The 15889-nt window shown below is 47.0% G+C and carries 18 protein-coding genes; 6 read left to right on the top strand and 12 right to left on the bottom strand.

Features of this window, described 5'->3' with window-relative positions; genetic code table 11:
* Nucleotides 1–70 (top strand): hypothetical protein (locus C3451_RS24675; protein ID WP_240034227.1); only part of this gene is annotated, 70 nt, incomplete at its 5' end.
* 518 nt (nucleotides 71–588) lie between these two features.
* Here the strand turns inward: C3451_RS24675 and C3451_RS23195 are convergent.
* The 3 genes from C3451_RS23195 to C3451_RS23185 form a co-directional block, all read right to left on the bottom strand.
* Entirely contained in the window at nucleotides 589–1254 is a 666-nt protein-coding gene (locus C3451_RS23195) for a HEPN/Toprim-associated domain-containing protein (RefSeq protein ID WP_113788218.1), read from the bottom strand.
* A 134-nt stretch (nucleotides 1255–1388) separates the two neighbouring features.
* The gene (locus C3451_RS23190) at nucleotides 1389–2492 is read right to left on the bottom strand and encodes a hsdR (protein WP_102751751.1); all 1104 of its coding nucleotides are present in this window, start codon (nucleotides 2490–2492) and stop codon (nucleotides 1389–1391) included.
* A gap of 15 nt (nucleotides 2493–2507) precedes the next feature.
* Complete coding sequence (locus tag C3451_RS23185) at nucleotides 2508–3275, bottom strand: tyrosine-type recombinase/integrase (protein WP_102751752.1); 768 nt, start codon at nucleotides 3273–3275, stop codon at nucleotides 2508–2510.
* 474 nt (nucleotides 3276–3749) lie between these two features.
* Between C3451_RS23185 and C3451_RS23180 the strand changes: the two genes are divergently transcribed.
* From C3451_RS23180 to C3451_RS23170, 3 genes are all read left to right on the top strand, one after another.
* Nucleotides 3750–5951, top strand: a complete 2202-nt coding sequence (locus C3451_RS23180) for an AAA family ATPase (RefSeq protein ID WP_063139394.1) — start codon at nucleotides 3750–3752, stop codon at nucleotides 5949–5951.
* Between the two features lie 637 nt (nucleotides 5952–6588).
* Nucleotides 6589–7221 carry a DUF4145 domain-containing protein gene (locus tag C3451_RS23175; protein WP_223862080.1) on the top strand — a complete coding sequence of 211 codons (633 nt, stop codon included), beginning with the start codon at nucleotides 6589–6591 and terminating at the stop codon, nucleotides 7219–7221.
* A 1122-nt stretch (nucleotides 7222–8343) separates the two neighbouring features.
* Entirely contained in the window at nucleotides 8344–8835 is a 492-nt protein-coding gene (locus tag C3451_RS23170) for a hypothetical protein (RefSeq protein ID WP_058609986.1), read from the top strand.
* 113 nt (nucleotides 8836–8948) lie between these two features.
* Here the strand turns inward: C3451_RS23170 and C3451_RS23165 are convergent, their stop codons facing one another.
* Nucleotides 8949–9233: a hypothetical protein gene (locus C3451_RS23165; protein WP_032627126.1), complete on the bottom strand. Its 285-nt coding sequence runs from the start codon at nucleotides 9231–9233 to the stop codon at nucleotides 8949–8951.
* Nucleotides 9233–10060, bottom strand: a complete 828-nt coding sequence (locus tag C3451_RS23160; RefSeq protein ID WP_032627123.1) for a ParA family protein — start codon at nucleotides 10058–10060, stop codon at nucleotides 9233–9235. The genes C3451_RS23165 and C3451_RS23160 overlap by 1 nt, the downstream gene beginning before the upstream one ends.
* Nucleotides 10061–10374: 314 nt before the next feature.
* On the opposite strand from C3451_RS23160, the gene C3451_RS23155 reads away from it, so the two are divergent.
* Both C3451_RS23155 and C3451_RS23150 read left to right on the top strand, forming a co-directional pair.
* Nucleotides 10375–11328 carry an Rpn family recombination-promoting nuclease/putative transposase gene (locus tag C3451_RS23155; RefSeq protein ID WP_032627121.1) on the top strand — a complete coding sequence of 318 codons (954 nt, stop codon included), beginning with the start codon at nucleotides 10375–10377 and terminating at the stop codon, nucleotides 11326–11328.
* Between the two features lie 29 nt (nucleotides 11329–11357).
* Nucleotides 11358–11684 (top strand): hypothetical protein, encoded by a 327-nt coding sequence (locus C3451_RS23150; RefSeq protein WP_032627119.1) that lies wholly within the window; start codon nucleotides 11358–11360, stop codon nucleotides 11682–11684.
* Here C3451_RS23150 and C3451_RS23145 read toward each other — a convergent pair.
* From C3451_RS23145 to C3451_RS24670, 7 genes are all read right to left on the bottom strand, one after another.
* Nucleotides 11656–12462: a DUF4225 domain-containing protein gene (locus C3451_RS23145; RefSeq protein ID WP_032627117.1), complete on the bottom strand. Its 807-nt coding sequence runs from the start codon at nucleotides 12460–12462 to the stop codon at nucleotides 11656–11658. The two genes, C3451_RS23150 and C3451_RS23145, sit on opposite strands and share 29 nt — an antisense overlap.
* 97 nt (nucleotides 12463–12559) lie before the next feature.
* Entirely contained in the window at nucleotides 12560–13153 is a 594-nt protein-coding gene (locus tag C3451_RS23140) for a DUF2913 family protein (protein WP_032627115.1), read from the bottom strand.
* A 52-nt stretch (nucleotides 13154–13205) separates the two neighbouring features.
* Entirely contained in the window at nucleotides 13206–13958 is a 753-nt protein-coding gene (locus C3451_RS23135) for an HNH endonuclease (RefSeq protein WP_032627113.1), read from the bottom strand.
* A 56-nt stretch (nucleotides 13959–14014) separates the two neighbouring features.
* Complete coding sequence (locus C3451_RS23130) at nucleotides 14015–14614, bottom strand: hypothetical protein (protein WP_032627110.1); 600 nt, start codon at nucleotides 14612–14614, stop codon at nucleotides 14015–14017.
* Nucleotides 14615–14706: 92 nt separating this feature from the next.
* The gene (locus C3451_RS23125) at nucleotides 14707–15048 is read right to left on the bottom strand and encodes a hypothetical protein (RefSeq protein ID WP_023307206.1); all 342 of its coding nucleotides are present in this window, start codon (nucleotides 15046–15048) and stop codon (nucleotides 14707–14709) included.
* 604 nt (nucleotides 15049–15652) lie between these two features.
* A complete protein-coding gene (locus tag C3451_RS24780) occupies nucleotides 15653–15838 on the bottom strand; it encodes a hypothetical protein (RefSeq protein WP_307723336.1) in 186 nt (61 codons plus the stop codon).
* The coding region (locus C3451_RS24670) for a hypothetical protein (RefSeq protein ID WP_002906209.1) at nucleotides 15820–15889 on the bottom strand (70 nt) is incomplete at its 5' end. The genes C3451_RS24670 and C3451_RS24780, both read right to left, overlap by 19 nt.

Here is a 15889-nt window from a genome sequence, read left to right as displayed (position 1 = left end):
GATGTTATTCACCCTGGCCAACCTGTTTCGGGTGGACCCAATGATACGTCAGTGGGAGAGATCTCAGTAAAAACCGGAAATAACGCCAGAAATGGTGGAAAAAATAGCCTAAATAGGCTGATTCGATGTGTTTGCGGGAAAAAAATCGGCCCAGATCCGCGAAATTTTAATCAACGAGTCAGCTTGGGAAGACATGACCTGCTTATTCGCACCTTCCATAGCTGAGTGACGGTTGCGATGTTATGAAAAGTCAGCTTGTTGAGCTCCTCCTCGATTGTTTTATCCAGGTTCTCCAGTACTGTGTACAGCTCCGATAATGTGAATTTATCGCCTTTACGGTACTTTTCGTATTTTTCTACAAACCTACGCTGAATCGATGGCTGCTTCACTGCACGTATAAAGATATCTGCCAGATAGGCCTCCATCACAGTAATGATGCCTGAATAGCACATACGTATAAGTATCGTATTCTCAGTACCGGCAGAAGCAAGTTCTCCCAGTTCGGACATACTCTGACAGGCATGACGAAAAGGAAGTGAATCGCCACGGATAATCTAGACACTTCCGAGCCGTTGATAATACTGGTTTTCATATTCTGTCGGTGAGCTCGTCGCAAATCAATTCTGTGAGGTCAAGCTCACATAGAGTGGCCTCATTGCTGGCAAGTAAAACAGCGCAAGCGTAGAACTCAGGATCTGTACAGGGAAAACTATACCCCCCTGCCAGTACCCAGCGGTTATGTCTGTCAAAGTCGCTGGTCATCAGCGATAACAGCGGATCGCTGGTTCGGTTCCAAGCAAATAATTGATGTGATTCTGGCACTTCAGCTGCAGCAGCCAGAGGTAACCGTTCAAGCCAGTCATCAAGGGTGGTTTCAGCAATAGCTGGCAGTGCTTTCATCAGCCAGTCTTTTCTGAGTTCGTAGTACCTGGGGTATCCTTCACCGCCATTATCTGAGAAATCATTGCTGTTTAGTTCAGTAAGTTCTTTCTCCATTGCTTCCTGCCAGTTCGCAAGGCACTCCCTAAAATGGCGCTCCAGAGATTCTCTGTGATATCCCTGAAGCTCCATCCGCCGGCGAATCTTTCCTACTTCTGCTCGGTATCCAATAAATGAATTGCGGTGATCCCCGTCCTTATCTCCACCCACAATGTCTCGGATACGATCGCTGTTTCTGAAATACCATTGCTCATAATCGTCTTGCATAGAGCACAGCTCAAATTCTCCGACAGTTATACCGGTCCATGTAGACATGCTACCTCCTTCTAAATGGATTGCTTAAGAAATACACATGAACTACATTTGAATTACATTTAGCATTGCATTGGCATTAGTAAAAATTAAAAAAAAGGATTACAAATGTATTTCATTTGCAATCTTTTTGACATTCATGAACCTAAGTTATTCTTATAGAAACTGTCGTCGCCATCGCAGAACGCACACCCTGTCATAAAGCTTAGTTCAGGTACATAATCGCTAAAACGACCACAATGTCCACACTGCTTTAATGTGCTTGAAAACGTTAAACACTCAACACAAAGATACCCGTCACCTGATTTACAGACACTCTCAGCACTCATACAGTCGGTGCAGCCAGCAGGTAGTATGTTTAGGGTCTGTTCATCGATAGTACGCAACGGTGAATCAAGCAACGCTATTCTGCTGCTTTCGAACCCACATCCAATACAAGCAAAGTCATCCCCTCCGTCAAAAAGAGTCTGGCTCTTTTTACATTCTGGGCAATTGATTAAAATGCATGATGAAGAAACGTAGCAGACCTGACAGGTGGTATTCTGTAAAACATAACGAGGGTCTACGTCTGGCTCTGTGAGAGTGACCGATGCTTTCTGTTTGCACTGGTAGCATTCATGAACGTCAACATTGTTCCTGACGAGCGAGTCAACTTCAGATTGAATCTGCCTTAGTCTCGCAGCAGCGTAAAACTCATTCCCCCGGAGCATCATAGTTTCATTACCAGCAAGCTTCTGACGTAAGCGCACACCAAAGAGGGATTTCCAGTCATCGCGCATAAGACGGTTTAGAGCAAACCAGGCATCTGCTTGTTCTCTTTGGATCTGCTCCTGTTCAGCGTCACTGAATGAGGGATGATAGAAGTGAACCACCCGGTTGCGATGCTGCCTGACCTTATCGAAAAAGGCCATTGTTTCTCTTGGCAAGGGTTTCTCGAGGATATCACCGAGGCGGGCACAGGTTTCATCGTAAGTCACAGACTGAAAGTCGCCTGCAACATACTTACTTCGGACAATTTTTTTTCCGGAACAAGCCAGCGTCCAGTGCTCGTGTACGAGAGGTACTTTCAGTAGTATCTCAACGGCAGTCCAGAAGCTGACAACCGAAAACTTTGGCTTTGCCGCTTCCAGCTCCTCCCTTGCCTTGTCCAGAAATTCCAGTCCGTTGTTGATCAGAGCCTGAACGTCCGGACTGAGTTCAGGTGCCCGGTGGGCCTGGTCTGCTTCATCATCATCAAGCATGTGATTTTCCCTACATTAATTATTATCGCGCAGCAGTTGAAGTGCGTCACTCGTATTGAGTGTAAACCGCAGCTGCTGACTGGCGGCCACGTCCAGCGCAAAAATCTTCGTATAAACTTCGGTACTTTCAAACTTCTCGTGGCCCAGCAGTCCCTGAACAACCTTCGGGTGAACGTGGCCATACAGAAGGTGCATCGCAAAACTGTGCCTGAACGTGTGGGGGCTGACGTCGATACTCAGTTTAACGCCGTCGCGATATGCGGCATCGACAGCCCGGCCCAGCCAGTTACGCACCGTCCGGTCGGTAACTTTCCACACCGGCTGTGCGCGACGTTCACCGGTAATTGGGTCGTCCTCAAACTGCTCCTTCGTACTGGCAAACAGCCTGCGCATCTCATCGACGTAGGCTGGGTCCGATAACGGCACCACCCGGTTTGCGCTTTTTCCCTTACGCGGGCGGCCGCCACCGGCGCGTCGCTGTTTGGCCGTGCGCAGTACGACGTGCGGAATGGACTCGTTGAGATGAAAATCCCGTCGTCGTATGGCCAGACATTCGTTCAGTCGGGCTCCGGTATTCCAGAGGGTATTGAAAAAAGCGTGCTGGCTCCAGTCCGGGACATAGTGCAGCAGCGCGGCCACTTCCGGCGCCAGAAGGTATTTTGGCAGCTCAGTGTAATGCCGGGCCATCTCGCGAAGGGAGAGCGCACGGCCGTAGTCCATACCGGCCGGCTGTCCGTGTGGGGACAGGGCAGGGAAGGAACTATTAAAGGAGGGCAGATTCATGGTGTCCCCGTCTTTCTGGTGACGCTACGTAAATTCTGCCGCGTCACACCCCTGCCGGACAGCCATTTTTCACGTAGCGCAATCTGATCTGATTCAGCCGTCATTTTCGTTGCTCCTGAAGCCCGTTGCCACGGAAAAAACCCGCAGAGCGGTGCGCGCTGAATTTCCGCTTCCTGGATATATACCATAAAAAGGAAACAATTAATCGGAGGCGGTGAGCAGAAAGGGATCGGGAAAGGATCGAAAAAGGATCGTTTTTACCTGGATGATGGGTTCAGAGGGGGAGGAAAGGGCTGTATGTTGTGTTCTGTGACAAACTGCCCTCAGCGTGTCATCAGATTCCTGGAATTGCGGAAATCGGAAAAGGAAAATCCAGAGAAAGGAGGTAAGATAATTCCGAGCACTCAAATGCGCGCGGGACGTAAAGTGCGCAAGGACAGAATACTTACTGCTGTAGAAACAAGGAGAAAAAGCGTGGCTGTTCTAACGATCAGGGGCGTCAGAAGTTACAGTGCAGACAAAGATGTGCGTATCGACCTGAGCAACAAGGTTACGCTCATCTATGGCCAGAATGGTTCTGGAAAATCAACGATATCAAACTATTTTTCTGGCTATTATCCGGAAAAGTACCGCAAGTGCCGTTTTGAAAGTCAGGAAGATTTATTTCCGCTTGTCTTTAATCAGGATTATATCGAAAGAAAATTTAGCCTTGAGAACGTTCAGCCGGGCATTTTCACACTTAGCGAGCACAATAAAGATATTCAGGAACAGGTTGATAGTAATAGAAACAAAATAGCACGAACAGATACAAAGATAGGCGAACTTAACACTGAAATCGCCGGGCGGGCGGAAATGGAGTTGACCCTGATAAATAACTGCGCTGCCAGAATGTTTAAAAGGACATCCGCTGACCGGACTCGATTCTCGTCTTTTCTTACGGGAGCGAAGCAGCAGAGAAATTTTTATGATCGAATAAAAGATATTCCCCTTGCAGTCAATCAACTGGACGCGGATGAACTTTCTGTTCGTTTTGAAAACCTGCAGAATAGCAAAGGTACAAATTTACCTTATATCAGCTTTAGCCTCCCGCCAGAGCTCAACCCTGATGTGATCCGGCTAATTTATTCACCGCTTCAGCCCGCGTCAGGGACACAATTTGCCGAATTCATTGCGAATCTGGGAAATGCCGACTGGGTCAGAGAGGGGAGGAGCTTTATTCGTGACGATGTCTGCCCTTTCTGTCAGAACACGTTTGATACAGCCCATTTTGCCGAAGAAATGGCGAGGATGTATGACAAAAGCTACACCGACGCGATCGATGTAATAAACAAGGCGGCAGAAGAATTAGCGGACAATATTGACTATCTCAATGACCTGTCCGAGAGAGTTTTCAGACATCCCGCTGTAAGCGAAGGTGATGAGGTTTTCAGCTCACTCAAGTTACTTATTCAGATAAGTCAGACAAACTATCAGACCATCCTCAACAAACTCGAGAGACCTTCTGAGATGTACGATATGGCTGATATTTCTGAAGCGCGCAATACCCTCATCAGCAATATAGAAAAGATAAATAATACCGTTTCTGCGAACAACCAGCTGGCCGATAACTACGATGCAGAAATGGCGAGATTAAAGGCTGATGTCGACACGTATCTGCGCCAGATTTGCGACGAGTATCTTGTGGCACTGACGGCTGAACTTCATGAGGTCAGGGCTCAGAAAACAAAAGCCGAGCAACAGGCCTCAGCTCTTTTGACTGAAAGAAGGCAGCTCGGGGAGCAAACGTCTCGGCTTGTAGGGCAACTTTCAGTCATTCAACCTACCATCGACTCCATCAATAATAATCTCAAAGCGTTGGGCGTAACTGACTTCCACATATGCTGCCATGACGAGGAGATGAAGCTTTACCGGCTTAGGCGTGCAAGCGACCCAGGGGAAAGAGAAGTATTCAGAACGCTGAGTGAGGGTGAAAAAACTCTTATTGCGCTGCTCTATTTTATCGAATCCTGCACCGGCAATGTTACGCCCTATGCCGTCCACGATGGCCGGAAGATAATAGTAATTGATGATCCGATATCCAGCCTCTCACATAATTACATTTATGAAGTAGCCTCGCTGATAAAACGAAAAATTATTAAACCTGAGACAGCCCGCCATCTGGTAATCCTCACTCACAACCTGTTTTTTTTCCAGGAAATTTTGCTGACGTCCGTGAGGAGGCTGGAGAGTAAACTCGATGCCCCTAAAGGCTGGTCACTGCTGCGTATTGTCAAGAATGATCACAGCGACTGTATCCCTTTATCCATGCACGAAATGCTTAACGAGTATCAGGCTCTGTGGCAGACACTCAAGGACGTGCGGGACAACAAGAGTCAGCTTATTGTGCTGCCTAATACGATGAGGAATATTCTTGAATACTATTTCAGCTTTGCCTGCAAAGAGGAGAAACTGGAAAAAACGCTTGCAGCTCTGGCTTCTGACCACGCCGAAGGCCGTTATGATTCATTCTATCGGGCCATAAACAGACATTCTCATTCAGATGGCAGAAATATTCTTTCTACAGGCATTATGGATAAAAGCGAATATTTCAGGCTTTTCAGAAAGATTTTTGAAGAAATGGACGAACTGAGACATTACTGCTCAATGATGGATGAAAAGCAAGAGGAAGCTATTTAGTTTCGGCTTTGGAGCGGAGCATCATCACCTGCGGGCACCATTCACTTAACGATTCGGGAGCGAGCGCATGTGCTTACGCACATGTTCTACGCGCCCGAAACGAAAACGTGTATACCGGGTGACCGGAACAATTTTCGGTTTCATGAGGCTTTCCTTCTACAAACCGGCTACAGCCGGAAGTCCCTGTACCCATTACAGGCTGGTAATGATCCAGAGGGGAACGCCCGAGGTGATGACAAAGTCATCATACGAAAAATGACACCGGCTGTCATAACAATAATGCTCTTTTCACTCAAAAAAATCTCGTTAAAGTCTCGTATGCTAGCTCGGCTCGGGCGTGCCGACTTTAGCGGAAAACGGAAAGGGCAGGAAATGGAGAAGAGTCGAAAACCATTTATCCGACATGTCGATAATCGAGGGGCGTGACTCTTTTTCCTGAAGGGTTTATGGATTATGTTGAAAGCGAGTTATCACTGAATTTGAAGATCTGATTCAAATCTCATCATTATTACCCTCGGAGTCCAATTAAATGTCTGTTCATAAAATTTCGGCTAGATTTTTCGGGAGCCTGAACGTGGAATGGCCATGCCCTGCATGTGGCCAGAAAACGTTGCTCATTGACAACGAGAGTTTCTACATGAAGTCACTGCTGGAAAGCAGGCGAGCTCAGAATGAGGAATGGTTTGAACCTTATATGGATGAGACGGTATTCAGCTGCATGGCGCACTGTTCCCGGGCAAACTGCGATGAAGTGGTTGTCTGTATTGGTAAGGGAGGCTGGGAGGAAGAATGGGACGATGAAATGCGAAATCGTGATTATGTTCCCTGGTATAAACCAATGAGCTTTGTTCCGACGTTGCACCCATTTGCACTTCCCGGAAAATGTCCGGCGGAGATTACCGGGCCTATTACAGCTTCTTTTTCTGTCTATCTCAGCCAGCCAGGGTCTGCGGCCAACTTAATCAGGATCTCGGTTGAGAGAATGCTGACGGCAATTGGTGTTCCTGAGCATAACGATAAAAATAAACGCATTAATCTTCATCAACGTATCGAACTGCTTGACGGGCAATATACTCCCTACAAGGACACGCTGATGGCCATTAAATTCCTGGGTAACGCCGGCAGCCATACCTATGATGAAGTGACAACCGGCGATATCGAAGCGGCATTCGAGATTATGGAGTATGTCGTGAATGACCTCTTTTCCGGGCGTAAGGAGTCGATTGACGTTCTCACCAGACGACTACATCGCAAGTTCGGAAACCAGTAAGGAAGCCGGCATTACTTACCTGCCACTGGGTTGCGGTAGCAGTACTCTGTAAGTCAGGATAGTTCAGAAGCTGAAGAACTATCCTGACTAAGGAAACCTGAAGGAATGTTGTTTAACCGGACAACATACTTATCTGCAAAATAGTCCTCAGTACGATATTAGTTCGTCATACTTATATACATATATTTTATGTAATAAGTACAACAAAAAAACTCAACGTAACGAATGTCTAAGTACCAGACATTAATTAAATAAGAGAAACTTTTTCAGATATTCTTTTAGATACTATTTCCGCACACGCGTCAATCCTCCGATCAAATATATTTTGACTTCCATCAGGCCTTCTGACATTATAATAAAAAATGATGCACACCCCACTCAACAGTGATTCTGTTGCCGTCTTATTTCGCCTGATGGTGAAAATCAGACCGCAGCCGGGTGCATTACGTGCTGGTTCCGGCATATTGCGATATATGCACTTAAGTTAAATATTATCTGCACCGCTGACCTGGTTTACTCCATTACTCTGGTTTTCGCCGGAAATGGTAACAGAAGAACAGGCCTGACCCATTGTGCCAGGCAACGCAGCTGCAAGGGGAAATTCTCATCGTAAGAGTTATAGGGAGATTGCGCTTAGCACGTGATAATCGTTGACGCAATAGCGAAAATGGCGAAGCAGGAAGAAAATAACTAAAAATATATGTTGACTATTGACAAACATGCTTATTTTAGGGTAAGATAACCTTATTCTGAACATGACAGAGAATACTGTCATGTGGCCGACAGAGGCCAGGGCAACCCAGATTCGAATAATACTATCCGGTTCCCTGTTCTGTTGGCTCAGCCAAGACAGCAGGCACCGGTGCGCCCGGGCCTGCTTTTTTTGTGCCCGAAGCAAATGACGCGATTCTTTATTCCGCTACTGCGGAGATGGATTCGTATACCCAAAAAACAGCTTTCGCGCTTCGCGAATAAGGAACTGAAATGAACTGACAACTAATGAAGAAGTATCACGTGGCTATTACTGCCAACCATTTTTTAACAATCTGAAAGGTTTCTAAATGAAAACTTTGAATGCTGTAACTCGGAGAAATAACTCAATAACTAACCAAGGAGACTACTATGTCTACAAAAACGTATTTTCAAGCTCTAATCATCTCTGGTCCGGACGTCACGCATTATGGAAATCCAGAACGCCCCCGTAAGAAACGCCGTGGGTTATTTGGCCTCAATAAACAAGAAATCTGTATCGGATCGCTTGTTGGTCTGGTAGAGCAATCTATCCATCAGGAACTCGTAACCTGGGCTATTGGGGTGCTTCAGGCTATTGGATTTGGCGCTGGGCTTGCAACCTGGTCAGCTGGTGCATTTTGCATTGCACTTGCCTGTATGATTACAAGTTGGTGCGGATCTTCAATCCTGAGTAAAAAAAGTATCTCCGTGGGCGTGCTTGCGGGTCTGGTTGAGCAAACTATACATGCCGCTTTATTCGCTAAAGTGACAGCAGTATTGTCGGCTATTGGGTTTGCGGCGGGGCCAGCTGCCTGGCTTGCAGGTCTATTCTGCATTGCTTTGCCATGCCTGGTATCCGCCGCAATCTGTAAGCTAAAGTAGTCCTATTGATGCAGGGTACTTGCGATACCCTGCAACTATAATAGAGATTGATTGTATAAAGATCAACCCCTGATATTACAAAGTTAATACTAATGTATTACGTAAGTAATACATTAGATATTTTCCTTAATTGCTTTTAGCACCTTCTCTGGCCCGGCTGACTGTGCAAGGTAGAGCCCTGCGCGCAACAACGTCGATACTGTGATATTTTTATGTGTCAGCGCCTGGATCTGTTCGACCAGCTCCTGTGCAAGCACCTTTTCGGCGGGGGTCATACGTATTGTTTTGGGCGTTTCACCTGTAGTATTTTTCTTTTTAGCAGCAATATTTGTCAGGCTGCTTTCTTTTCTGGCCCGTTCCGGTTTTTCCATTTTTGGTCGAACAAGTTCTTTAGACATTATGCTGCCTCACTGTTGATAATTTCTTCTAGCTCGCGAGCCAGTTTGCCGTAGTCAACTAAAGCCATTGCGCTTTTCTGATAGTAATAAAGTGGGAGACAAGCCACCTGCGACTGCACTATTGCCTGATCAGTACGAATCCGGCTCTTCAACAGGCGCGGTGAGATTCTCTCATGTGAAGTCAGCACGGTATCGATATAGGCGTTAATTTTCTTATTGGCGCCGTTGTAGTTATTACGAAATACGCTGAAACGCGAGTAATCTTCCTCAGAGATCTCATCCATGTAGTCCAGCATGATTTCCAGGCCACTAAGCGAAAAACTCCCGCCGTCGACAGGAACAAGAACATGGTCGGCAATGAAAATGGCATTGCCGGTTGCGATATTGAGCCCTGGTGCGCAGTCAATAATGATGTAATCGTATTCGCCGCGAACTTTCTCAAGATGTCGGCCCAGGATTTTTTCGCGGTGACTGCGTGTAAGTGTCTGTTCGATAATTTTTTCAAACGTAGGGTCGGACGGGATCAGATTAAGGTTAGGGATAGGCGTTTCACCGGCCATCGCAGGAATGATGACATCACGGATATCAAATCGGGAATTACTATAAAGGTCGCAAATTGTAGGGCCGTACATGGAATAATACTTTTTGCCATTTGCGGTCACTTCGGTTGTATTGGCCTGCTGGTCGGAGTCAATCAGCAGCGTGCGCTTTCCAGTTCGGGCAAAGTGGACAGCAAGATTTGTCGCTGAACTGGTCTTACCAGGACCGCCTTTGTTGTTCATTATTGCAACTATTCGCGCAGATTTTTCCTGTAGCTTGCTCATCATGACGGCTCCAGATTAGGGTTAGTATACAGGAATACTTGTAATCCATTTAGCACACATAAGCAATACAAATGTACTACAATAATCATTATAGACTTCTATTCTCCAGCTTCTGACTCTCGCACTGGCCAGGTAATCAGAACAGGCGGCGTGGGTGAGGAAAAGTTCGCCTAGCGTCCGGTTAACAGAATGACAGGGAAGGGGACCGAACCACACCGGCAAAGTCCCCTGAAGGAATGGCAATTCAGTTCACCGCCAATGTTAGCTTTTTACGGGTTGTGATAGCATCTTAGGGTCATTTTTCAGAGCCAGGGCTGATGAAGAAGAAAAGCAGCACACCTACACCCCACGATGCCACGTTCAGGCAGTTCCTGACGCAACCAGATGTTGCGCGTGATTTTATGGAAATCCACCTGCCCGCAGAGTTACGAGCAGTCTGCGATCTCAGCACGCTGAAGCTGGAATCCGGCTCGTTCGTCGAGGATGATCTCCGCCAGTATTTCAGCGACGTCCTTTACAGCCTGAAAACCACCGGCGGTGATGGCTACGTTCACGTGCTCATTGAACACCAGTCTTCGCCAGACAAACATATGGCTTTTCGCCTGATACGCTATGCCGTGGCTGCCATGCAGCGTCATCTGGAAGCGGGCCATAAGAAGTTGCCCCTGGTGATACCCGTTCTGTTCTATACGGGTAAGCGCAGCCCGTATCCGTACTCCACCCGGTGGCTGGATGAATTTGACGATCCGCAGCTGGCAGGCTCCCTTTACAGCTGCTCTTTCCCGCTGGTAGACGTTACGGTCATTCCGGATGATGAAATCGCTGGCCATCGCAGCATGGCCGCCCTGACCTTACTGCAGAAACATATTCACCAGCGGGATCTTGCCGAGTTGATTGACAGACTGGCGCCCATCTTACTGGCAGGTTATCTGTCTTCATCGCAGGTAGTATCACTGGTACACTATATAGTACAGGCTGGCGAAACATCAGACGCCGAAGCCTTTGTACGCGAACTGGCACAGCGTGTGCCGCAACACGGAGACGCACTTATGACCATCGCACAACAGCTTGAGCAGAAGGGTATTGAGAAGGGTATCCAGCAGGGGATCGAGCAGGGCATCCAGCTAGGCGAAGAGCGTGGTATTGAAAAAGGCCGCAACGAAGGCAAACTGGAAGTTGCCCGTACCATGCTGCAGAACGGCATCGATCGCAATACCGTCATGAAAATGACGGGTCTGAGTGAAGACGACCTGGCGCAGATCCGCCACTGAGTATTCTTTTCAGGTTGAAGGAGACGTTCATGACAGTGAAGAACGACGAACTTATTGCGGCAGGTTTTAGCAGCAAAGAAATAGAGAGAATCAAGCGTTACACTGTAACAGGTGATTCACTGGACAGGGTTCTGTTAGATCTTTCCCGTTATTTCAAAATGTTCGTTTGGGTCACCACTGTTATGGTCGTGATTATAATCCTCAGTACAATTTTAGGCAGCACCACACAGACAATCTCTAGCGCGATAGCCGCAGCTTTCCTGGTGATGGTGTTTCTCCTGGTGATGCCTATCAAGGTTGGTTATAAATCCTGGAAGCTATTAAAAACTAACGCGAACGATTTTGATCGTGGGTGAGTAGCTCCAGTACCACTTTTGCACTGACTCCCCATCCCAGAACCTTCATTGTCAGTCTGCCCGGAGACATGGTTTCCACCTTGCGGTAATAGTCTCCGGGAAGATAACGGAAAAGACGCCAGGCCTCAGCTTTCCCGGTCAGACCAAACACACCATAAACGTTGGCTGCAAGCGTGGTTGCATTAAAGATCCCCAGGCCGACATCGCGGCTGAAGCCCATAAATTCCGCTACGGTCATGGCGCCATCCGCCAGGATACCCTCTGAAGCAGTTTCATTCAGGAGTTGACGGGCTGCTTCCCTTGTTACCGTATTAAGAGCATCACCGACCAGAATGGCACCGGCAAGCATACCAGCTGGCGTCATGGAGGCGATCATAACACCGCCAAACACAGCCTGAACGCCGGCAAGAACGACCTTAATTCCGGATATGAAGTATCCGACAATTTTATTCTGCTCTGTTACATACTGTATTTCAGCGTAGATCCGGGCATAACCGGTTTTCAGCATACGCGACTGCTCAAGCAGGAACTCATTTTCAGTCCTGAGGTTTTTCAGGCAGGCAATACATTCTTCATCACTCTTTGCTTTCCTTGCCGCCTCAAACTGTTGCATGACCACCTTTCTTATCTCATCCACGAATTTCAGACGGGTCAGTGAATCACTGAGGTGCATTGCTGCGACAGTATTTGCGGTATTCACAAGCTTACGGGCTTCCAGATTAATCATCGTATCAGCCCACTGACGCCGACTCTGCCCGGGAAAAAGCGCGATATCCATTACATATTCCTTATCTGTCATCAGGATGAGAAGTCATTAGCCTGCATGTATTAAAACAGCGCAGCTGCGCGCCAGGACTTCATGTCTTCAGTTTTCTTTATCCCTGTCTGACCATCAGCGTAAACTGGTGGGGCAGGCAGGCATCTCCTTCAGGAACGGCTATCCAGCCACAGCTTTTCAGCAACGCATTGAGCGCTTCAACCTGCCCGCTTATTCGGGCTGGCACCGGTAATATTTGTTTTCCTTCTTCATTGAAGGCGATGTCCAGAGCGCTTTTCAGAAGACAGATGCTGTTTACTGATGCCGAGGTCTGGATTCGGCGCCGGCCACTCCAGTCTCTGTCGCTAAGGGCGTGGTAGGTCCAGTAATGCTGAGTTGCCAGTTCTATAGCATAGGTCAGCCGGAACATATCATTTTGCTCCAGCAGTTCACCGTTGCAGCTGCGCCAGATATAGTCCAGCTTTTGCTTCAAGCGGGCGCGCATACCCAGCGACCGTCCCTGGTTCAGTATCCAGTCGATGTCGGTGGCCAGGTCACGCGAGAAGCGACGCTGCTTTTTGGCCAGAGCAAACCAGCGCGTGATGAAAAGATTTTCCTGCGATTCAGAGCTTATCAGGCCGTCCTGACGGGCCAGCTGTAGTGCGACAAGTGCGCACCATGCCAGATGTCCGGTCTTATCCGTGTTTATCAATTCTTAAGCATCCCTGACAAATATGTAATGGCAACGAACCCGTAGACGATAACTATTCAGTAGCACCAATCCGTTTTTTAGCTTCATTAATTATGCTGCGCAGCACATCAACCGACAATGGTCTGGATTCATTCGATCTGTGCACCATCGCGTGGCAGTTAGGGCACAGAGGAACCAAATCGTTCTCTGGGTCTATTTGGTAGCTCTCGCCAATAGTTTTCAGGGGGTTAATGTGGTGGACGTGGATGAAGTCCTTGCCCAGGTCTCCATAGGTTTTTTCGAAATCGAATCCGCAGCCCTTACAGACGGTACCATGATGCCTGATACAGGCTTTCCGGGCTTCAGAACTTCTTTCATAGGCGTTGACGGTAATGACCTTTCGGGCACCTTCAGTATATTGCTCTGGCATGCTGAGTTCTTCAGGATAGGCATGGCCGATAGTATCGGCATACCAGACACGCCCTTCCTTCCGGAGATAGCGTTTTTCAATGCGATGTTCGAAACCTTTGATCGACGCTACGTCAGGATTATCAGGCTTTGGGGAGTGAATCATATTGAAGGTGTACAGGTCATATCCTTCGTTCAGGTAGCCAAGATGCTCGATAGCCTGAGTGTAACCCGGTAGTCTCTTATTCTTGGCACTAAACTCCCATTCTTCGCGGAGGATAACTGCGCGCTCCTGTTCACGTTCAGAGTCCCAGGCACCAAAAATCACGAACTGGCGGTCATGGCTGATGAAAGACCAGCTCCAGTTCCAGTTCTTACAGGTTGCTCCCTGACTCTGTATAAACTGCTTTCTGTTCACTTCCCACCTCTTACATTAAACAACAATAGTTTTTAAGCAAGTATACCTAAGATTAATTACAATCTACTACTAAGATATTTATTAAACCGTTTTTTGTTCTTAAGAACAGATATAAATCTAGTTGAAACAATCATTATAAGGAATGTATAAAACACTGCTGCTACAATAAGTGAAAAAGGAAAGATAGCATTAGGCAAACCCTTGTTCCAGTCCGCCGAAAAATAATAAGCCAGGTAGTATGTGAAAAATGTAAACAACCAAAAAGCCAGGGCGAACAGAACATTTCCCACATTTACACGAATTCTACCATTTTCAATGACATACAGCCCTTTAATGCGTAATAAACTTTTTGCGAAGTATCCGTTTTTACTTATATCCTCATAGAAAAAACTAATTACACACTTTGATAAATCGGTATTTTCATGCAGCTTATAATCGCTTATTATTATTTTGTGCTTTAGTTTTTCCAGGGTGTTACTACTTTTTTTATAACCATTGATATATTCTATTGCTTCTATTTTCTTACTCGTAGGTAAAGAGAAAAAAGAAATATATGAAGAATAAAACCTTTTAATCCAGGGTATTAATATCGTTGAAATAGCAAGTATAATAAACGGAGACAGCATTTTTAAAAATTCGACGTATTCTTTATTCATATTTTTTCCATCCTTTCATACTACGACCATTTGAGGTCGCAGACCTTTTTATTTAGGTTCTTATATGCGTACTGCGCACGAAGACCTCTCCGTTAGCGAGGATCGAATAGCTGTTGTCTGACCATTTCGAATGCTTTCTGCAACGTTGCTTTATCGGATATATTCATAATTTGAGTTGCTAATAGTTCCAGTGCGTCATTGTTTGATTCTTTTGCCAGAAGCAGAGCACTCATTCCTAACGCTAATCGAGGAGATTCAGAAACAGGAATATTATCTTCATCGAAGATGGCTTTTAATTCCTCCTGAACGGATGGTCGCATGTTTGAAAAATCCTTTTCAATGAAAAGTTTACGACATGCATCTATCAGCATGTCTTTGCGCTCTATGCTCAGCATGCTGTCAACCATCGAGTCGATTATTGATGGGTTGTTCATTTTATATCAATATCCTTATCAAATTTGAGCGATTATTATTCATAACCTGGTTTACCAGTGAAGTACATAGACGTTTGGTGTATTAGCCAGTCTCGTGGAAATGCGCCGCAGGCGCATGAAGGCGCCAGCTTGAGCTGAATGTGGCTCTTCTGGTTAGTGGCGCCGTAGCCCGGCGCAGCCGGTTGATCTATAGAGGATCGCTATCAACCCCCCCTTCCCTGCAAAGCCATAACCCGCTAATCGCGACGCAGAAGCATCTGTGCGCCATCGGAGTGGTCACGACAAGGCGTAGCCGCAGTCGGGGCGTATCTCCGCGTTAGCGGGCCGTCAGGGCCGCTTACGGGCGTGTACTAAAAACTCACAGCGACACTACTCACAGCCACTCAGAATTCTAGTTACAACATCCATCATTAAAAGCGACGTTGTTCCGGGCCTTCGGCCCGGGGCGGCCTCGCTTTTCAGTGGTGGGGAGGGGCACTTGGCCGGCAAACCGGCGCCGGTTTTATGATGAACTTCCTTTTGAATGCTGTAACTAATTTGCTTCTCCGGTCGGGGCCCGTCGCGAAGCGATGGGAGCTCTCTCTGGTGACCTGCTCCCCGTTGATTAATACACCGTGATGTTAGGGAAGGTGCGAATAAGCAGGTCATTTCTTCCCAAGCTGACTCGCTGATTAAAATTTCGCGGATCTGGGCCGATTTTTTTCCCGCAAACACATCGAATCAGCCTATTTAGGCTATTTTTTCCACCATTTCTGGCGTTATTTCCGGTTTTTACTGAGATCTCTCCCACTGACGTATCATTTGGTCCACCCGAAACAGGTTGGCCAGGGTGAATAACATC

Origin of the sequence: Enterobacter sp. 301B, assembly GCF_003850715.1 — a bacterium.
GTDB classification, from domain to species: domain Bacteria; phylum Pseudomonadota; class Gammaproteobacteria; order Enterobacterales; family Enterobacteriaceae; genus Enterobacter; species Enterobacter intestinihominis.
Note: the sequence above shows the minus strand (reverse complement) of the source record. Positions and strands in the feature narration are given on the sequence as shown.